General features: G+C 72.6%; 13 protein-coding genes. 6 read left to right on the forward strand and 7 right to left on the reverse strand.

Annotated elements, in window-relative coordinates; translation table 11 throughout:
* The first annotated feature begins 18 nt into the window (after window positions 1-18).
* The 4 genes from MDN94_RS28200 (at window position 19) to glpK (ending at window position 4,037) form a co-directional block, all read left to right on the forward strand.
* Window positions 19-837 carry a M15 family metallopeptidase gene (locus tag MDN94_RS28200; RefSeq protein WP_482728707.1) on the forward strand — a complete coding sequence of 273 codons (819 nt, stop codon included), beginning with the start codon at window positions 19-21 and terminating at the stop codon, window positions 835-837.
* Window positions 838-868: 31 nt separating this feature from the next.
* Complete coding sequence (locus MDN94_RS28205) at window positions 869-1,219, forward strand: Mpo1-like protein (RefSeq protein ID WP_441265221.1); 351 nt, start codon at window positions 869-871, stop codon at window positions 1,217-1,219.
* Window positions 1,220-1,681: 462 nt separating this feature from the next.
* The gene (locus MDN94_RS28210) at window positions 1,682-2,443 is read left to right on the forward strand and encodes an MIP/aquaporin family protein (protein WP_482728708.1); all 762 of its coding nucleotides are present in this window, start codon (window positions 1,682-1,684) and stop codon (window positions 2,441-2,443) included.
* Between the two features lie 79 nt (window positions 2,444-2,522).
* Window positions 2,523-4,037 (forward strand): glycerol kinase GlpK, encoded by a 1,515-nt coding sequence (glpK, locus tag MDN94_RS28215; RefSeq protein ID WP_482728709.1) that lies wholly within the window; start codon window positions 2,523-2,525, stop codon window positions 4,035-4,037.
* A gap of 209 nt (window positions 4,038-4,246) precedes the next feature.
* On the opposite strand, the gene MDN94_RS28220 is transcribed toward glpK, so the two are convergent.
* Genes MDN94_RS28220 through MDN94_RS28235 form a run of 4 tightly spaced genes read right to left on the reverse strand, consistent with a single transcriptional unit; the run spans window position 4,247 to window position 8,516 of the window.
* Complete coding sequence (locus tag MDN94_RS28220) at window positions 4,247-4,861, reverse strand: GTP-binding protein (RefSeq protein ID WP_005320097.1); 615 nt, start codon at window positions 4,859-4,861, stop codon at window positions 4,247-4,249.
* Window positions 4,842-5,246 (reverse strand): DUF742 domain-containing protein, encoded by a 405-nt coding sequence (locus MDN94_RS28225; RefSeq protein ID WP_005320095.1) that lies wholly within the window; start codon window positions 5,244-5,246, stop codon window positions 4,842-4,844. The genes MDN94_RS28220 and MDN94_RS28225 overlap by 20 nt, the downstream gene beginning before the upstream one ends.
* 4 nt (window positions 5,247-5,250) lie before the next feature.
* On the reverse strand, window positions 5,251-5,706 hold the full coding sequence (locus tag MDN94_RS28230) for a roadblock/LC7 domain-containing protein (protein WP_159693960.1): 456 nt from the start codon (window positions 5,704-5,706) through the stop codon (window positions 5,251-5,253).
* Window positions 5,703-8,516 carry a nitrate- and nitrite sensing domain-containing protein gene (locus MDN94_RS28235; protein WP_482728710.1) on the reverse strand — a complete coding sequence of 938 codons (2,814 nt, stop codon included), beginning with the start codon at window positions 8,514-8,516 and terminating at the stop codon, window positions 5,703-5,705. Before MDN94_RS28235 ends, MDN94_RS28230 begins: the two co-directional genes overlap by 4 nt.
* A 455-nt stretch (window positions 8,517-8,971) precedes the next feature.
* Here MDN94_RS28235 and MDN94_RS28240 point away from each other — a divergent pair, with 455 nt between their 5' ends.
* On the forward strand, window positions 8,972-9,412 hold the full coding sequence (locus MDN94_RS28240; RefSeq protein WP_482728711.1) for a hypothetical protein: 441 nt from the start codon (window positions 8,972-8,974) through the stop codon (window positions 9,410-9,412).
* A gap of 105 nt (window positions 9,413-9,517) precedes the next feature.
* Here MDN94_RS28240 and MDN94_RS28245 read toward each other — a convergent pair whose 3' ends face one another.
* From MDN94_RS28245 to MDN94_RS28255, 3 genes are all read right to left on the reverse strand, one after another.
* On the reverse strand, window positions 9,518-14,314 hold the full coding sequence (locus MDN94_RS28245; RefSeq protein ID WP_482728712.1) for a hypothetical protein: 4,797 nt from the start codon (window positions 14,312-14,314) through the stop codon (window positions 9,518-9,520).
* A 39-nt stretch (window positions 14,315-14,353) separates the two neighbouring features.
* A complete protein-coding gene (locus tag MDN94_RS28250) occupies window positions 14,354-15,277 on the reverse strand; it encodes a hypothetical protein (RefSeq protein WP_482728713.1) in 924 nt (307 codons plus the stop codon).
* A 187-nt stretch (window positions 15,278-15,464) separates the two neighbouring features.
* Window positions 15,465-17,009 carry a hypothetical protein gene (locus tag MDN94_RS28255; protein WP_482728714.1) on the reverse strand — a complete coding sequence of 515 codons (1,545 nt, stop codon included), beginning with the start codon at window positions 17,007-17,009 and terminating at the stop codon, window positions 15,465-15,467.
* Between the two features lie 364 nt (window positions 17,010-17,373).
* Here MDN94_RS28255 and MDN94_RS28260 point away from each other — a divergent pair, with 364 nt between their 5' ends.
* Window positions 17,374-18,651, forward strand: coding sequence for an MFS transporter (locus MDN94_RS28260; protein ID WP_482728715.1), 1,278 nt, complete (start codon window positions 17,374-17,376; stop codon window positions 18,649-18,651).
* Window positions 18,652-18,694 lie beyond the last annotated feature (43 nt).

Raw genomic sequence — 18,694 nt, forward strand, 5'->3', positions numbered from 1 at the left:
TACTGATAAACGGTGGGCATGACTCGACTTGGTTCAGCCGTCCGAATGCTGACCGCCGCGGCCGCGGCTCTGCTCTGCGTCACGTCGGTGGCATCGCCCACCGCGCAGGCCGCTCCGGAGCCGAAGGCGCCGCGGGAGTTCGTGGCGCTGCGCACCGTGACGCCGACGATCATCCAGGAGATGCGCTACACGACGGAGCACAACTTCGTGGGAGAGCCGGTGGACGGTTACCGGCAACCGGTGTGCATCCTCACGCGCCCGGCGGCCGAGGCCCTGCGCAGGGCGCAGTCACAGCTGCTGCGGCAGGGCTACTCACTGAAGGTGTACGACTGCTACCGCCCGCAACGCGCCGTCGACCACTTCGTCCGGTGGGCGAAGGATCTCGAGGACGAGGCGATGAAGGAGGAGTTCTATCCGCAGGTCGACAAGTCGCGGCTGTTCGCCGACGGTTACATCGCGGAGAAGTCCGGCCACAGCCGGGGCAGCACGGTGGACCTGACGATCGTGCGATTGCCTGCGGCGCCCACGCGTCCGTACGTCCCCGGTGAGGCGCTCGTGCCGTGCTACGCGCCGCAGGACGACCGTTTCCCGGACAATTCAGTCGACATGGGGACCGGCTACGACTGCTTCGACACACTGTCGCACACGGACGACCCGCGGGTCACCGGCGAACAGCGCGCCAACCGCGACCTGCTGCGGGGCACGCTGGCGGCGGTCGGGTTCGTCAACCTGCCAGAGGAGTGGTGGCACTTCACGTACAAGCCGGAGCCGTTCCCCGGCACGTACTTCGACTTCCCCGTCGCCGTGCGTTCGGTGGCAGGGCACCGGGTGGGCTGACGCCGCGCGCCGTGGCGGCTACCGTGCGGGAATGGCGCAGCAGCAGACGTTCGAGTCGTACGAGGAGTTCTGGCCCTACTACGTCGCGATGCACTCGCGGGCGGCGACCCGCTGGGTGCATCTGACGGGCACGCTGACCGGGCTCGCGGTCAGCGTGTACGGGCTGGCGCGGGGGCGGAAGCGGTATCTGGCCGCCCTGCCGCTCATCGGGTACGGAACGGCGTGGCCGGCCCACTTCCTCATCGAGAAGAACAACCCGGCGACGTTCGGGCATCCCGCGTGGTCGCTCCGCGGTGACGTGCAGATGATCCGGATGATGCTGTCCGGCAAGGACGGGGAACTGGCCGAGATCGCGGCCAAGTGGCTGGCGGAGAACCGCTGACGGCCCGTTCCTCCCGTGGCACACCCCTGACATGACGCGACGCTCGGCCGCGCGTGAACCGACCCGGCAGGCGGGCGGCACCGTCGGCGACCGGCGGGTCCCTGGCGTGTGCCGCGGTCACCGTGGACGGGGGCCCTTTCGGCCATGGTTCCACGGTCGTGGGCATCCGGCGAGCGTCCGGAGTACCTTGACGTTCCCGGCGGCGGTGTCCAGCACCGGCCGTGAACTGCGCGTGCTGTCGGCGACCTTGACGGTCCATCACGGCAGGTGAAAACTGCCTGTTCGTCGGCAGCCCCGCAGGCCGCCGCACACGCTCACCACGCTCGTCACGGACGCCGGGCTTGGCGGGGACCTACCCTGCCCTCGGCTCCGCAGCCATGGAATCCATGGGAACGCACATGGAGCGCGAACCCTGCACGGAGGGCCGGGGCCGGTGTCCCGGGTGAGGGCCAAGGAGCCGCCATGAGCAACTCGGACATATTTCTCGGCGAGGTCATCGGAACAGCGATACTCATCCTCTTCGGCGCGGGCGTCTGTGCCGCCGTCACACTGCATCACTCGAAGGCCAGGGCGGCCGGCTGGGTCGTCATCGCCTTCGGCTGGGGCTTCGGCGTACTGGCCGGCGCGTACACCGCCGCCCCCCTGTCGGGCGGCCACCTCAACCCGGCCGTGACCGTGGGACTCGCCGTCGACACCGGGGAATGGGGCAAGGTACCGCTCTACATCCTGGCGCAGATGGTGGGCGCGGTCCTCGGCGCCGTACTCGCCTACCTCGTCTACTTCGCGCAGTTCCAGGCGAACGCGAACATCGCCGACGCCCAGCCGACGCTGGGGATCTTCGCGACCGGTCCGGAGATCCGCAAGCCGTGGGCGAACGTCCTCACCGAGGTCATCGCCACGATCGGACTCGTGCTCCCGCTCCTCGCGTTCGGGAGGAACGACGGCATCGGCATCGGGCAGATCCCCGGTGAGGACGCCGGGATCTACGGCTCGGGCATCTCCATCCTGCTGGTGTCGCTGCTGGTCGTCGGCATCGGCCTCTCGCTCGGCGGCCCGACCGGCTACGCCATCAACCCGGCCCGCGACCTGGGCCCGCGCATCGTGCACGCCGTGCTGCCGGTCCCCAACAAGGGCACCTCCGACTGGGGTTACGCCTGGGTGCCGGTGGCGGGACCCATCATCGGCGGGCTACTGGCCGGGGTCATCTTCAACGCAGCCTTCTAGGGCCTCCGGTCCCTGCGCCTCGGCTCTCCCGCCGACGGGCCAGGGGCCGATTCCGAAGCCGATCCGACAAGGGGACGCCATGACGGACAGGTTCGTCGCCGCCATCGATCAAGGCACCACGTCCAGCCGCTGCATCATCTTCAACCAGCACGGCGCCATCGTCGCCGTCGACCAGCGCGAGCACCGCCAGATCTTCCCCAGGCCGGGCTGGGTGGAGCACGACGCCACCGAGATCTGGTCGAAGGTGCAGGCCGTCGTCGCCGGGGCCGTCGCCAAGGCCGGTCTGCGGGCCGACCGGCTCAGCGCGCTCGGCATCACCAACCAGCGCGAGACGACACTCATGTGGGAGCGGGCCACCGGAAGGCCCGTGCACAACGCCATCGTCTGGCAGGACACCCGTACCGCCGCGCTCTGTCACGAACTGGGCGGCGCCGACGGACAGGACCGCTTCCGCGACACCACCGGCCTGCCGCTCGCCAGCTACTTCTCCGGGCCCAAGGCCGCCTGGCTGCTGGACAATGTGCCAGGGCTGCGCGCACGTGCCGAGCGGGGCGAGATCGCCTTCGGCACCATCGACTCCTGGCTGATCTGGAACCTCACGGGCGGCACGGACGGCGGGGTGCACGTCACCGACGTCACCAACGCGTCCCGGACGATGCTGATGGACCTGCGGACCCTCCAGTGGGACGAAGAGATCCTCGCCGCCATGAACGTGCCCAAGGCGGTGCTGCCCGAGATCCGGTCCTCCTCCGAGGTGTACGGGACGGCCGTCGGACAGCTCGCCGGCGTGCCCGTGGCCTCCGCTCTCGGCGACCAGCAGGCCGCGATCTTCGGCCAAGCCTGCTACGACACCGGAACGGCCAAGAACACCTACGGCACCGGCAGTTTCCTGCTCCTCAACACCGGCAACCGGCCCGTCCCCTCGAAGAGCGGGCTCATCACCACGCTCGGCTACAAGATCGGCGACGAGTCACCCGTCTACTGCCTCGAGGGCTCCATCGCCATCACCGGCGCCCTCGTGCAGTGGTTCCGCGACCAGCTCGGCATCATCCGCTCGGCGGGCGAGATCGAGACACTCGCCGCGAGCGTGGAGGACAACGGCGGCGCGTACATCGTGCCGGCCTTCTCCGGCCTCTACGCGCCCTACTGGCGCTCCGACGCTCGCGGCGTCGTCACCGGCCTGACCAGGTATGTCACAAAGGCCCACCTGGCACGGGCGGTGCTGGAGGCGACGAGCTGGCAGACGCGGGAGGTGGTCGACGCGATGTACCAGGACTCCGGCGTGCAGATCACCACGCTCAAGGTCGACGGGGGCATGACCGCCAACAATCTGCTGATGCAGCATCAGGCGGACGTGCTGGGCGTGCCGGTGATACGGCCCAAGGTGTCGGAGACGACCTGTCTGGGCGCGGCCTACGCGGCCGGGCTCGCGACCGGTGTCTGGGCGGACCTGGACGAACTCAAGACCCACTGGCAGCGCGATGTCGAGTGGTCGCCCCGGATGGAGGCGGAGGTCCGCGAGCGCGAGTACCACAACTGGCGCAAGGCGGTGGAGAAGAGCTTCGGCTGGGAGGAGGAGGCCGGCGGGAGCTAGCTGCTTCCGTCCGGGCGCATCCGGATCACCCCGGTCCCACGACGTCCAGGTGGGCCGTAGCGGCAGGGGCGAAAAGCTCACGGCCCGTACCCCGGTCGGGGTACGGGCCGTGTCCGTCCCAGGTGCCGGCGAGGGTACGGGCCCGGTGGCAGGTGCCGGCGGGGATGCGTGCCGTGTCCGTCCCCGGCGGGCGGGGTACGCGCCCGGCCTCAGGTGCCGGCGGTCGCGGCGTGTTCGCGGACCTGGTCGGCGCGGGTCAGTGCGTGCTCGACCACGGCGACGAGGATGTCCTTGACAGATTCGCGGGAGCGCGCGTCGCCCATCAGCAGCGGCACCTCCGGGTCGAGGTCGAGGGCCGCCCGGACGGACTCCTCCGGGAAACGGTTCGCCCCCTCGAAGCAGTTGACGGCGACCGCGAACGGGATGCCCCTGCGTTCGAAGTAGTCGACGCCCGCGAAGCAGTCCTCGAGGCGGCGGGTGTCCGCGAGGACGACCGCCCCGAGCGCGCCCTGCGCCAACTCGTCCCACAGGAACCAGAACCGGTCCTGCCCGGGGGTGCCGAACAGATAGAGGACGAGGTCCTCGCGGAGCGTGATCCGCCCGAAGTCCATGGCGACCGTGGTGGTCGTCTTGCCCTCGACACCGGCTATGTCGTCCACCGGCCGTCCGGCCTCGGTGAGCGTCTCCTCGGTGCGCAGCGGTTTGATCTCGCTGACCGCGCCCACCAGGGTGGTCTTGCCGACGCCGAAGCCGCCTGCCACCAGGATCTTCAGTGTCACCGGCTCGATCGGCGCCTTGCGGCGGCTAGAGCGCCCGAAGACCATTGATCACCTCGCGGAGAATGCTCACGTCCGGCAGTTCGGCCGGCGGAACGGGACGGGTTACGTGTACGAGTGCGTCGTCGACGAGGTCGCCGACGAGGACACGGACCACACCGACGGGCAGGTCGAGACCGGCGGCCAGTTCGGCGATGGACTGGGGGGTACTGCCACAGCGTTCGACGATCTCGACGTGTTCCGGCGAGAGCGTCTGGTCACGGCCCGGGTCGTCGGCCGCTGCCTCCGGCACGACCAGGGCGATCAGGTCGAGCCGGTGCCGGCCGGCATGGCTGGTGCGGCCGCGGGTCATCGCGTACGGGCGCACCACCGGGCCGGCGTCGGCGTCGATCCAGTGGTGCGACCTGCGGCCGTGCCGCAGCGATTCACTCATGGCCTCACCCTCCGGCGGCCTGACCGGTCCGTGGCGCGGTGACGAGGTGCGCTCCGACGCGCTTGACCATCAGCGTCATCTCGTACGCCACCTGACCCACGTCGGAGTCGGCGTCCGCGAGGACGGCCAGGCAACTGCCGTCCCCCGCGGCGGTGACGAAGAGGAACGCCTCGTCGAGCTCGACGACGGTCTGGCGGACCTGGCCCGCGTCGAAGTGGCGGCCGACCCCCTTGGCCAGGCTGTGGAAGCCGGACGCGACGGCGGCGAGGTGTTCGCTGTCCTCGCGGGTGAGCTCCCGGGAGGTACCGGTGGCAAGGCCGTCGCTGGAGAGCACCAGGGCCTTGCGGATACTGGCGACGCGGTCGACCAGCTCATCGAGGAGCCAGTTGAGACCACCCGGGCGCTGGGCCCCGAAGCGGTCCCCTGTGGCGTCGGTTGCTGCGGCGTGCGGTGCGGTCATCGACCGTCCCCCTCCGATGTCGATCCTGGTGCGGTCCGGCCGTCGCCGACGGCCGGGTCGGTGCCTTGTTCTGCCGCGGCTTCCTCGGCGTTGCGGCGGCGGCCGCGCTGCCAGCCGCGCTGCATTGAAGCCATGCGGTTGCGGACCTCGTCCGCGTCACGCTCCGGTCCGCCCGCCGCCGGGGAGGCGGCGCTCTGCTCTGCGGCAGCGGCGGCCGAGGCACGGAGCTGGGGTGCGAGGCTGGCCTGCCGTACGCGGCGGGGCAGACCGTCCGGCAGCGGAGCGGCGGGGACGGGGCTTTCGTCCGGCTGCCGCGCCGGCCACGGTCGTGCCGCGGCGCCGGACGGCGGCACGGGCGCCGGCCCGGACCTGCCCCGGTCGCGGCGGTCGGACGCGGGCGGGGTGGGGGCGGCCGAGAGCGGCGGCCTCGCGAAGGGGGTGGGCTCCACGGCCCGGCCCGACTCCGTGGCCGGATGGCCGCGACCGTCCACGCCTCGCTCGTCGACCCTGCGGCCGTGATCGGCGACGAGCGTCGGGGGCCTGCGCCTCGGGAGGGGCACCGGGCCGGAACGGTGCCCCTGCGACTGCGCCGGGGCCGGCTGGTGCTGCTCGCCCGCCGCATCGCCGCGGCGGCGCGGGCGGAAGATGCCGCCCCGCTCGCTCTCGCTGCCCTCGATGTCGGCGAGGCGGCCGGGGTCCGCCGACACGGGACGGTCGTCGCCGAGGAGCGAGCGGTCCCGGTCGTCGAGGCCCAGCGCGCCGACCGGGGCCTCCAGTTCGACGGGGCCGTCCAGGACGGCGGCCGTCCCGAGGCCGTTGGGCAGCTTCGAGAGGGCCGGCTGCCGGCCGTCGCCGCGCCTGCCGGCGGCGCTCTCGCTCTTGCGGTCGAGCCGGAATCCGGTGCCCTGGGTCTCCGGCGCCTCTGTGAGAAGGGCCGCCGGTATGAAGACCACGGCGGTCGTGCCGCCGTAGGGGGACTGCTGGAGCGACACGCGGACGTTCTGGCGCTGGGCGAGGCGGCTGACGACGAACAGGCCGAGCCGGTCGGTGTCGGAGAGCTCGAACTCGGGTGTCTCCGCGAGCCGCAGGTTCGCCTCGAGGAGGGCGTCGGCCGCCATGCCGAGACCGCGGTCGTGGATCTCGAGGGTGAAGCCGTTGGCGACCCGCTCACCGAGGACCTGGACACCGGTGTGCGGCGGCGAGAACACCGTGGCGTTCTCGAGGAGTTCGGCTATGAGGTGGGTGAGGTCGGCGACGGCGGGGCCCCCGACGCCGATGCGCGGCAGCCTGCGCACCTCGATGCGCTCGTAGTCCTCGACCTCCGCGACCGCGGCACGCACCACGTCCATCAGCTGGATGGGCTTGCGCCACTGTCGTGAGGGCGCCGCACCCGAGAGGATCACCAGGCCCTCCGCATGACGCCGCATACGGGTGGTGAGGTGGTCGAGCCGGAAGAGGTCGGCCAGTTCCTCGGTGTCCTCCGTGCGTCGCTCCATGGTGTCGAGGAGCGACAGCTGGCGGTGGAGCAGGACCTGGTTGCGGCGGGCGAGGTTGACGAACACCTCGGAGACGCCGCGCCGCATGTCCGCCTGGCGCACCGCGGCCTCGACGGCCGCCCGCTGGAGGGTGTTGAGGGCCTGGCCGGCCTGGCCTATCTCGTCCTTCTCGTACTCGAGCCGAGGTGCCTCGGTCTCGACGTCGACGTGTTCTCCGGCGGCGAGGCGGCGCATGACGCTGGGCAGCCGCACGCCGGACACCTCGTGGGCCTCCTTGCGCAGCCGGGACAGGTCGCGGACCAGGTCGCGGCCGATGCGGACGGACACGATGACGGAGACGAGCAGCGCGAGGAAGCCGAGCACGCCCGCCACGCCCGCCTTGACGAGCACGCCGTACGCGGCGGGTTCGACCCGGTCCTGGTAGCGGTCGCGGGCGTCGGAGGCCTCACGGTCGAGGTTGTCGAGGACCGGGGTGGCGGCCTGCTGCCAGCGCTCGGCCTCCGACGGCGGGAGCCCGTCGGAAGGCCCGGCGGCGATGATGCGTTCCTCCGCGTCGCGCAGGGGCGCCGTCTCGGGGCTGCGCCAGTACTGCTGGAACGTCCCCCGGTCGCGGGCGGGCAGCATCTCGAGGTTGGTCTCGTAGTAGACCTGCCGGTGCGCGGCGTCGTCGGTGAGTTCGCGGATCTCCCGTGCGGTCGTCTTCCGGGTCGTCAGCGCGGAGGCGATCAGCGCGTCCTCGCGGGAGAGCATCTCGCGGGCCCGTGAGAGGCCGACCAGTGCCCGGCCCTGACGTTCGAGTTCGACGTCGTCGAGGGCGTGCAGCGTCAGCAGGAATCCGTGCGACGGGTCGATGAGGCCGTTGTAGAACTCCAGCGCCTGTGTGCGGGTCACGGTGTTGGTGTCCACGGACCGGCGCAGAGCGTCGAGCCCGTCGAACGCCTCGATCAGCGAGGTGAGCCGGCGCGACGAGTCGGAGGTCAGGTCTTCGCGGACCGAGGACGACTGCGCGTTGCGGCGCACGGCGGCGACGGCGCTGTCCGTGGCCTGGCGACCGGTGTTCATGGCCTGCTGCGCGCCGGAGGCGCGCCGGTCCGCCAGGTACACGAGCGTCTGCCGGCGTTCCTTCTGGATGACGTCGATGGTGTCCTCGACGGGCTTGCCGACCTGCTCCGCGACGGAACTCGCCGCCAGTAGCTGGCTCGCCTCCCGACCCGTCAGTACGGTGGCGAAGCCCCACAGGGCCGTCAGTGACAGCAGCGGGACGAGCAGCAGCGCCACGATCTTCCGGCGGATGGACTTCCCGCGAAAGCGCATGGCCTCCCCCTGCTCGACCCGCACGGTGCGGGTGGTGTTCCGTCAGCAAACGGCGTGAGCCTACTACCGACGCACAGGCATCTCGAAGACACGTCCGGACGATTTTCGGCCTTCGTAACGCCGTCTGATCATGGGATGTCCCCGTATTCGTGGAGATGGCATTACCGCGAGTACGGGCCGAGGACGTCGGCACGTCGTTTTCGGGACCCGGGCAGATGGCTGGATCTCTTCGCTCTGCGGGAATCATCGCGCCTGGCCGTACGTCATTCCCTGCGGGGGCGCCGGGGGTTCGCACTCGCCACGCACAAGGATCCGGCCGTTGTCGGTGGGGATCGCGATTTCGGGGCACGTGAAGTGCGGTGCGATGCGCTGCGGTTGTGCGGCAACCGGAGTAGGGCGGCAGAATCCGGGCAGCCACCGTTAAGTCGGACTTGAGGTGGGGAGTGACACGATCCATGGACACGGACGAGCGTCGTGAGGCGACGCCGACGGCGGACGACCTGTATGTGCCGCGGCAGCTCTGGGTGGAGGAGCCGGCGACCAGAAGGCGTATGCCCGAGCCTGTCCGCAGAGCCGCTGTCCGCGCGGTGATCATCGTGTCGCTGACGATGATTCAGGCGATGACGGCCCTGCTCTTCACACTCTCCGGGGCATGGCTGGCCTTCCCGTTCGTGCTGAGCACCGTGGCCGGCACGGTGGTCGCCACGTGGGCGGTGCTCGACGTGTGGGTGACCCGTCAGGTGTGGAACCAGCGCAACGGCGTGGTTTCGGTGCCCAGCAGCACCGCGCGCCAGTTGCGCCGCGACCGCCGCCGGGCCCGCCGGGCCGCGCGTGCCGCCGCGAGGGGGGCGTCACGCATACGGCAACGGTCCGGCGGAAGGCTCTCACAGGCATAGCGCCGGTGTGCCGTGCGGCACCGGGCATGGCGCCGTACCGCCGCACGGCACAGCGGGGACCGCCCGGCGGCACGTGGGCCGGGGGCCGCGTGGCTGAGCGGCTCGCTATGCCCGACCGTGCGCGCCGTCCGGGGAGCGGGTGGCGGACTGCTCCCCCGTCGTCTGCCCGGGCAGCGGCGCCCGCTTGAACATACGGGTCGCGGTGATCTCCCCGTGGACGGTCGCGTCGGCGGGGTCCACCTGCGGCAGACCGGGGCGCAGATGTTCCTCGACGCTGATGTACTTCAGACCCGCCCTCAGGTCCGCGTCATTGCGCAGCCGGATCACCAGCGGGAACTCCGCCAGCGCCGTCGTGTCGAACAACCCGGTGGTGTAGAGGAGTTGCACACCCAAGGCATCGGAGACCGCGCGCTGGAGCTCCAGCAGATACGTCGCGTTCGCCCGCCCGATGGGATTGTCGAGGAAGAGCGTCCCGGCGTGCCGGTGCTTGTCCCTGCCCCGGTCGTTGCTGCGCAGCGCGGCCATGGTGCAGTACAGGGCGATGGCCGCGGTCAGCAGCTGGCCGCCCGAGAAGACGTCGCCCATCTGCCCGACCGGCACCCGCTCGGCGCGCAGCACCGCGTCGGGCTTGAGGATCTCCACGGCCACGCCCCGCGGTTCGAGGGCGGCCTGCACTCCGCGCAGCAGCAGCGACATGCCGTCCCTGCGCAGGTCGGAGTTCTTCTTGACCGCCGCGCGGGTCGCCTCGTCGACGACCTCGCCGAGCCGCTCCGCCAAGGTCGCCTGGTCCGGCTCGTCGAATCGGATCCGCAGGAACTCCTGTCCCGACCACTCGCCGAGCCCTTCCGGCAGGCGGGAGAGCCGCTGGGCCGAGCGGAGCGTCGCGAGCGCGGACTCCACCAGGCCGCGCAGCCGGTCGACGATGGTGTCGCGGTTGCGCTCGAGCTGCTCCAGCTCATCGGTGAGCACGCGGAGCCTGGGCGCGAACGCCTCCGCCCACTTGGCCGCGTGCTCGGGCAGCGCGGCGGCGGGAAGTTCGCGGATCTGCTGCCGGGCTGGGGTGCGTACCTGCTCGTAACGGGTCGAGTTGGCGTGCCGTACGAGCACGTCGCTCGCCTCCCGTACCGCCGCCTCCGCGGTGGACAGGTCGGTGGCGCATCCACGCAGAGAGCGGCGCGCCTCGGCGGCGGAGTGGCGGGCCTCTTCCAGGGTGCCGGGGTACGGCTCCGGGCTCTGCGCCGGTTCGTCGTCCTGGTGGTGGTCGCGCAGCAGGTCGCGGAGCAGCGCGGCCGTCTCGTCGAAGCCGCCCGCCGCGTCCTCCGCGCCCCGGTGGGCGTGGAGCAGTCCGGCGTGGGCGGCGCGGGCCGTCTCCAGGGTGTCGTTGCAGGCGGCCAGCCCGGCGGTGGCCGTGCGCAGGAGGGCCTGGGCGTGCTCGGCGTCGGCGGGGACGAGGTCCTCGGGCAGTTCGGTGTGCGCTTCGCCGTCGGCGGGGGCGAGCCGCTCGGCCTCGCCGCGCAGCCGGCCCAGCTTCTCGCTGGCCTCGGAGGCCCGCGTCTCCAGCATCTGCACCAGGGACTCCGCGCGGACGGCGGCCGCCTGGCGTGAGGGCCCGTCGGCGCCGTCCGTGCCCTCCAGGAGCTGGGCGGCGCGGGTACGGACCTTGTTGGTGAGCCGGTCGAGTTCGGCGAGCGCGGCGCTCTCGTCGCTCTCCGCACGGGCCTGTTCGGCGCGCAGGTCCGCTCCGACGCCGACCTTCTCGTAGAGCTGGGAGGCAGCACGGTAGGCCTCGCGCAGCGCGGGCAGCGAGGGGCGGGGGGTCCGGTCGTCCTGCTCCGGCAGGCTTTCGGGCGCTCCGGCGATCTCGGCACGCTCTGCCCTCAGCGCGCGGGCGGTGCGGCGTGCGTCGTCCGCCGCGCGCTGGGCGGCCCTGCGGTCCTCGTCGGCGGCCTTCGCCCGCTCGAGGCAGGTCGCGGCGCGGGCCTCCGACTCGGCGGCCTCGTCGGCCAGTTCGCGGAGCTTCACCTGCCAGGCCGCCCGCTCGCGGAGCCGGAAGGCGAGGCCGGCGAGGGCGTCGGCGGCACGGCGGGCCCGCTGGGCCGCTTCCTGCCGCTCGTCGCGGACACGGGCGGCGTCGGCGGCCACCTCTTCCGCCTCGGCACGGGCGGTGCGGGCTTCCTCGAGTGTCTCCTGCGCTTCGTGTGCGGCCTCGCGGGCCGTGCGGGCGCCTTCGGCGAGCTCGGCGAGCATGCCGGGCGGGCAGTCCGCACGCCATGCGCCGATCCGGGCCGCGAGGGACCGGTCGGCGGCGAGGCGTGCGGCGAGCACGCGGATCTCCTCGTCCCTCGCGGCCGCCCTGGCGCGCAGTGCGTGACGTTCCTCGTCGGCGGCGTGCTCGTCGTGCATCGCCGGGTTCGGCGGCACGAGGAAAACGCCCTCGTCCCCGTCGGCGTTCCCCTGCGGTACGGGGGCGAGCAGTGCGGCGGCGGTCCCGACGGCCACGGCGGACCGCGGCAGCAGGGCTGCTCCGGCAAGGACTTCGCGTGCGCGGGTGTGCGAGGCCGGGTCCGTGATCACGACACCGTCGACCAGTTCCGGCCGCGCCGCCAGCACGGCGGCGTGATCGGCGGGGTCGACGGACTGGGCGAGGTAGCGCCAGCCGGGCAGGGCGGGGATGCCGTGCTCGCCCAGGTATTCGACGGTGGCAAGGACGTCGGGGCCGGGGGGCAGCAGACCGCCGTCGCCGAGCGCGCCGAGGATGCGGGCGTCGTCGGCCGCGGCGGTACGAAGGTCGAACAGCTGCCGTTCCGCGGAGGAGACGGATTGGTCGAGCAGTTCCCGCAGCTCGTCGGCGAATCCGTCGAACTCCTCGACGGTGAGGGGCCCTTCGCCGGTACGGCGGGGGCCGCGGAGGCCTCCGGAGAGCCGGCCGGGACGGCTGCTCGCGGGGGTGTCCCCGTCGGCCGTTGCCGAGCGGTGGGCTGTGTCCGGTGCGTCCGTCGTGGGGCTCTGTCCGTCGGCCGCCGCGGTGCGTGGGGAGGGGAGGGCAACGGGCAGCGCCGGGGCGAGACTCAGCAGGTCCGCGAGGCGTTCGTCCCCCGCGATGGACTCCGCGGCGCGGCGCTCCGCCTCGTGGGCGTCCTCGGCGGCGCGCTCGGCGTCCGCGGCGCGGGCCGCCGTCAGTTCCGCGCGCGACTCCGCCGCGGCTGCCTCCTTCGCCCGGTCCGCCGTCGAGCGGGCCGCCCCACGGGCCTCGTCCCATGCGGCGACGGCGGTCTTCTCCGCGTCGCTCGCCGCCAGGGCAGCACGTGCCGGATCGGCGTCGGGAGCGGTGTCGTCGAGCCATCCGGCCCGTACCGCCTCTGCGGTTTCCTGCTCGACCTCGCTCAGCCGCTGGCGAAGGTGGCCGATCTCGCTGCGGGCGCGCTGCGCCTCGGTCGCGGCGGCGGTGGCGTCGCGGTGGGCGGCCTCACCGGTCTCCTGGAGGGCGCGGGAACGCTCCTCCTCCTCGTTGGCGACGCGTTCGCCGTCCTCCGCGGCGGTGTGCAGGGCGCGCACCAGATCGCCGGCGGCCCTGGCCCGGGCGGCGAGCGCGGGGGCGGCGTCCCGTTCGGCCTCGCGGATCGCCGCGGCGACACGGGCGGACCGGTCGGCGGCCGCCCGGTGGCGCAGCACCGCCTCCGCGGCCAGCCATGCCGAGTGGAGCGTGCGCGCGTCGATCAGCTCACGGCGCTGTGCCGCTGCGCCCTTCTCCGCGGCGGCGAGTGCCAGTGAGGCGTGCCGGTACGCCAGTTCGGCGGCGACGAGGGAGCGGTGATCGCGTTCCTGCTCGGCGCCGGTGACCGTGTGCGCGGCGGCTGTGACCTGCTGGGCGAGGTCAGCGGCGCGGGAGCGCTCGTCCACGGCGCGGGCGGAGAGACGGCGTGCCAGGTTTCGGGTGCGGCGCTCCGCGCCGGCGTGGACGTCCCGGGCCCTGGTCCTGGCCTCCGCCGCGTCGATGATCCGGCCGAGGAGGTCGACGGAGCCCGCGGTGAAGTCCCGTTCCGCGGTGAGCTCCGCCCGGCGGCCGAGCTTGTTGCCGAACGAGCTGACGAGGTCGGCGAGACCGTCGGTGTCACGGGTGTCGGTGACGGCGCGCAGCAGCAGGTCGGTGAAGTCGGAGTCCTTCTTCACTGCGAACAGGCCGGCCGCCTCGCCCTCGTCGGCGTTCATCTCCCGTTGGTACCGGAACAGTTCGGGGTCGAGGCCGAGGTCGCCGAGGTGCTCGTTCCAGCGGTCGTGGATCTCTTCCCAGTACACGTCGAGATGCGGATACGCCTTGCCCGCCTCGGTGATCGCGTCCCGGAAGCCCTTCATGGTGCGGCGGCGGCCCTGGGCGCCGGAGACCCCCTCGACGGGCGGACGGACAGCGGTGGACTCGGCCACGGGGAGCGAGTCGAGACCGAGGCCGGGGCCCGGCCGGAACGAGTACCAGGCCTCGGCGAACTTACGGGGGTCGTTGGACACCTGGCGGCCCCGCCATTCGCTGACCTTGCCGACTACCACCAGTTCGCCGGTGAGCGTGTGCTGCCACTCGAGCGCGACGTGTCCGCAGTCGTCCGCGAGCAGGAACTTGCGCAGCACGCCCGAGCTGGCGCCGCCCAGGGTGTTGCGGTGGCCCGGCAGCATCACGGAGAAGATCAGCTTCAGCAGGACGGACTTGCCCCCGCCGTTCTCGAGGAAGAGCACACCCGCGGGCGCGGGCCGGCGCGGCGGGCCGACCGGCTCCTCCTCGAAGAACTCGGCCTGCGTGGGGGCCGGATCGGGCACCGGCTCGCCGACTCCGCGCAGGTCGAGCACGGTGTCGGCGTAGCGCGCACCGGCCGGACCGATGGAGTAGAGGCGGACCCGGGACAACTCGTACATGGCGGCGGACTCTCAGTCGTCTAACAGTTGCGCGGGCGGTTACGCGTGGAAGGGCAGGCCGGCGTCGGCGGCCAGGTCGAGGTCGTCGCCGTCGGGCGGCGCGACGAGCGTGGCCGAGCCGTCGCCGACCGGGACGACGCCCAGCTCCAGCAGCTCGGCCATCGCGGCGCTGCCTGCCATGTCGCGGACCTGCAACTGGTAGCGGGCGGTGGTGCGGTACGCGCCTCCGGCGTCGTCGCCGGTCCGCTGGAGGAAACCGGAGTCGGTGAGGAAGGCGACGGCCTTGCCGACGATGCCGGTGGTCGAGCCCGCGAGGCGGCGGGCGTCCTTGGTGGCGCCGGTGGCGCTGCGGCGCGCGTAGACCCGCCACGCCGCCTCGAGGCCGGGGGCGTCGCTGGCCGGGTCGGTGTTGTCGCCCTGCTCGTCGGCGCGCTCCTCGAGACGCCGGCAGGCCTGACGTACGAAGGCATCGACGCCGTTGACGGTGATCCGGCCGATGTACCCGTCGTCGGCGAGGTCCTCGGGGCGCGGGAAGGCCATGGCGGCGACGGCGAGATGGGCCAGGCCGTGCAGGAAGCGGTCGGCGGACTCGGCGGAGGCCCGGCGGGCGTAGTCGCCCATCCGTACGGCGAACACCGAGTCCTCGCCGGCGGTGACGGCCACGCCCGCCCGGGGCGACACCTCGAGCACGACCAGGCCGAGGCCGGTCGCGACCGCGTCGGCGAGGCGGGCGAAGGCGGGGTCCTCGCGATAGCGGCGCAGCAGGTCGGCGTATTCGGCGTCGCGGGCCGGCAGCAGCTTGGGCTGGAGGCCGAAGGAGACGAGCCGCGCGGCGTCCGCCGCGTCGGCGGGGGTGACGCCGCCGGGGCCGGCCGCGGTGGTGGCCATCGGGCCGGAAGGGGGTCCCTGCGGGGCGGCCTGGTCGCTCCACGCGGCGGGGGGCTCGGCGTGGTGGTCGCTCACGGGGCTCCTCGGTGGTGAGTGGTCGGGGCGGAGGTGGGGGCGGGGCACGACGGTGCCGCGGCGGGACGGCCGGCGCGGTGCGGTCTCGATGTCGCGTCCATGCACGGCGGTGCGGCAGTGGGACGGCCGGCGCGGGCGGAGGGCACACCGCCCCCGTGCGCAGCGGGACGGCCGGCGGGGTGGAGGCTCATGTCGCCTCCGCGCGTGCCGCCGCCATGCCCACCGCGTCGAGCAGCGCCGTGCCGACGATGAGGTCGGCGCCCCCGAACTCCGGGTCGTCGAGCTCGGTGCCGTCGTCGACGGCGAACAGCAGTCGCTGCTCGCCCTGGCGGTAGGCGGTGCCGACCGGCGGGCTCGCCGCGTGGACGGCCAGCAGCGCGACCAGGTACGGCAGTTCGGGGTCCCGGATACGGGCCTCGGCGAGCAGCCCCGACAGGCGGCGCGGCGCGGCGTGCTCGAGGTCGAGCAGGTCCATGGCGCTCGCGAGCTGCTCCTCGCTGAAGCGGCTGTCGTCGGGGGTGGCGATCAGGTCCGGTTCCGGCATCTCCGCGCCGAGGTGTTCGCGTTCCGCCGGCGGGGTCAGCAGCAGGTCGACCAGATCGCCGACCCGTACGGAGGACGGTGTGCGCAGCCCGGTGCCGCTCGCGAAGAAGGCGTCGGTGACGCGGATGGCCGACTCCACGGGCAGCGGCAGCAGCGGGGCCAGCAGCTGGCCGTACAGGTCGAGGCCGCTGCGGGCGGCGGGCCGGGCGAACGCCTGCCGGTCCTGCTCGGCGCGGAACAGGGGTCCGGCCTCCAGCAGCCGGGACTGGAGCTGTGTGTGCCGCCGGATGCAGTCCTTGACTATGTCCACGAGCTCGGCGGCGCGCCGCTTGTGCTCGGCCGTCTTCGGGTCGGCGCCGGTCTCGGCCTCGTCACGGGCCTTGCGGATGTTGGTGAGGATCGCGTTCTCGTGGCGGTAGCGGTCGGCGACGTGGTCGAGCGCCTCGGCGATCATGTCGGGGACGGAACGGAGCCAGTCGACGGCGCGGACGTTGCGCCGGGTGGCTTCGAGGGTGCGGCGCAGGGTCTCGCTGTACTGCACGGTCCGGTAGCGGGCCTGCTCGGCCGCGAGTTGCGCGTCGGCGAGGCGGCCGCGGTTGATGAGTACCTCGAGCTTCACCTCGGCGGCGATCTGCGCGCTGGTGACATCGGTGTCGAGTGCGCCGACCAGCACGTTGACCGCTTCGTCAGTGGTGCGCAGATAGACGGTGCCGTCGCGACCGGGGACTTCCTCGATGAGCTTGAAGTCGTAGTCACGGCGGGTGTAGACGCCGTCAGGTCCGAAGGTGCCGTACACGGCGCGGAAACCACGGTCCACGCTGCCCACGTTGATCAGGTTCTCCAGCACCCAGCGGGCGACGCGCTCGTGTTCGGCGGCAGGCCGCCCCGGGGCCTGGGCGGCGACCCGCGGGAGGAGGCGCACGATTATCTGGTCGTGGTCGGCGCCGGTGTCGAAGTCCATGTTGAGGGTGACGAGGTCGATGGCCGCGAGGGCGACCTCCGCCATGGCGTAGACCGAGTACTCGCCCGCGAGATTCGCCTTGCGTACGTCCAGGTCGTGCAGGGGCGCGGTGCACGCGAGCGCGCGGAGCCGCCGCGCGAGCCCTTCGTCGGCGGCCGGGCCCTGCGCGGGGCGCGGCCCCGCGCTGAGCTGGGGCGGAGCGAGGTCCGTCGAGGCAGGCGAAGTCACGGAGCACAGATTAGGTCCTCGCACCGACAACGGTCGAAACGACGCAGAGCACCCGTCGGCGCCGCCCGCCAGGGACGGCCGCGCCGTGCGGGCCGCCCTGGGGCGCCGGCCTCGGCGCCGCCCGCGCGAAGGCGCCGCAGTGGACATTTCACGCACGGCCTCAACCCGGCCGCGCGGGGGACCGGTTGGGCTCGCGGAAGCGAGGGAGTACGCCTCCGTATCGCCGGGCGTGAGGCCCGGACGGCGCAGTGACGGCCGGAACGCTCAACACGACTCTTGCCGTATCGTTCAACAATCCTCTACCTTGGCGTGACCGTACACCGCCAGATGCTTCGTCCCGCTCCCCTCCCCCAGCGAGGTGCAGATGAGCACGCCACAGGTCCGGCAGAAGAACGACCAACTCCCCGAGGACACCGGCACGTTCGCCTGGCTGCGCGCCCTCGGCCCACGCGGCCGCCGCGCGTTCGGCGGCGCGTTCGGGGGTTACGCCCTCGACTCGTACGACTACTTCACCCTGCCGCTGAGCATGGTCGCGATCTCCGCCTACTTCGGCCTCGACAACGGAAGGACCGGGCTTCTCACCACCGTCACCCTGGTCGTGTCCGCCGTCGGCGGTGCCCTCGCGGGCATCCTCGCGGACCGCGTCGGCCGGGTGAAGGCACTGATGGCGACGGTGATCACGTATGCCGTGTTCACCGTGCTCTGCGGCTTCGCGCCCAACTACGAGACACTGCTGGTCTTCCGGGCCCTTCAGGGCCTCGGCTTCGGTGGTGAGTGGGCGGTCGGCGCGATCCTCGTCGCCGAGTACGCCGCCGCCAAGCACCGCGGCCGTACGCTCGGCGCGGTGCAGAGCGCCTGGGCGGCCGGCTGGGCGCTCGCCGTGATCGTCTACACCCTCGTCTTCCGGTTCGTCGACGCAGACACCGCGTGGCGCGTGCTGTTCTGGACCGGCGCACTGCCCGCACTGCTGGTGATCTACGTGCGCCGCAATGTGAGCGACGCCCCGATGGCGGCGGAGCTGCGGCGCGCCGGCGTCGCGCGCGGATCGTTCGCCACGATCTTCAAGAAGGACCTGCTGCGCACGACGCTGTTCGCCACATTGCTCTCCACGGGCGTCCAGGGCGGCTACTACACCCTCGCCACCTGGGTCCCCACCTATTTGAAGACCGAACGCGGGCTGACGGTCGTCGGCACCGGCGGATATCTCGCGTTCCTCATCTCCGGCGCCTTCATCGGCTATCTGACCGGCGGCTGTCTCACCGACCGGATCGGCCGGAAGAAGAACATCGCGCTGTTCGCCGTGCTGTCCTCCCTGGGGATCCTCGCCTACACCAACATCCCCCCGGGCTCCAACAGCCTGCTGCTGGTGCTCGGTTTCCCGCTCGGGTTCTGCATGTCGGCCATCTTCAGCGGGTTCGGTTCGTTCCTGAGCGAGCTGTACCCGACAGCGGTCCGGGGCACCGGGCAGGGCTTCACCTACAACAGCGGCCGCGCGGTGGGCGCGTTCCTGCCGACGCTCGTCGGTTTCCTGTCCGACAGCTGGGGCGTGGGCGGTGCCCTGGTCCTCGGCGCCGCCGGCTACGGGCTCGCCGTGCTCGCCCTGACCGGCCTGCCGGAGACGCGCGACCGCGAACTCCTCTGACCGCCGCGCGACGACCCGTTCGCCAGGGGACCCGGCACCCGCC

This window comes from Streptomyces sp. WAC00040 (assembly GCF_056835925.1).

Excerpts from the sequence above, each read along its gene's own strand:
- MDN94_RS28220 (WP_005320097.1), bottom strand. The coding sequence starts at position 4,861 with ATGGTCTTCGGGCGCTCTAGCCGCCGCAAGGCGCCGATCGAGCCGGTG.
- MDN94_RS28245 (WP_482728712.1), bottom strand. The coding sequence starts at position 14,314 with ATGTACGAGTTGTCCCGGGTCCGCCTCTACTCCATCGGTCCGGCCGGT.
- glpK (WP_482728709.1), top strand. The coding sequence starts at position 2,523 with ATGACGGACAGGTTCGTCGCCGCCATCGATCAAGGCACCACGTCCAGC.
- MDN94_RS28260 (WP_482728715.1), top strand. The coding sequence starts at position 17,374 with ATGAGCACGCCACAGGTCCGGCAGAAGAACGACCAACTCCCCGAGGAC.
- MDN94_RS28205 (WP_441265221.1), top strand. The coding sequence starts at position 869 with ATGGCGCAGCAGCAGACGTTCGAGTCGTACGAGGAGTTCTGGCCCTAC.
- MDN94_RS28225 (WP_005320095.1), bottom strand. The coding sequence starts at position 5,246 with ATGAGTGAATCGCTGCGGCACGGCCGCAGGTCGCACCACTGGATCGAC.
- MDN94_RS28230 (WP_159693960.1), bottom strand. The coding sequence starts at position 5,706 with ATGACCGCACCGCACGCCGCAGCAACCGACGCCACAGGGGACCGCTTC.
- MDN94_RS28240 (WP_482728711.1), top strand. The coding sequence starts at position 8,972 with ATGGACACGGACGAGCGTCGTGAGGCGACGCCGACGGCGGACGACCTG.
- MDN94_RS28235 (WP_482728710.1), bottom strand. The coding sequence starts at position 8,516 with ATGCGCTTTCGCGGGAAGTCCATCCGCCGGAAGATCGTGGCGCTGCTG.
- MDN94_RS28200 (WP_482728707.1), top strand. The coding sequence starts at position 19 with ATGACTCGACTTGGTTCAGCCGTCCGAATGCTGACCGCCGCGGCCGCG.
- MDN94_RS28210 (WP_482728708.1), top strand. The coding sequence starts at position 1,682 with ATGAGCAACTCGGACATATTTCTCGGCGAGGTCATCGGAACAGCGATA.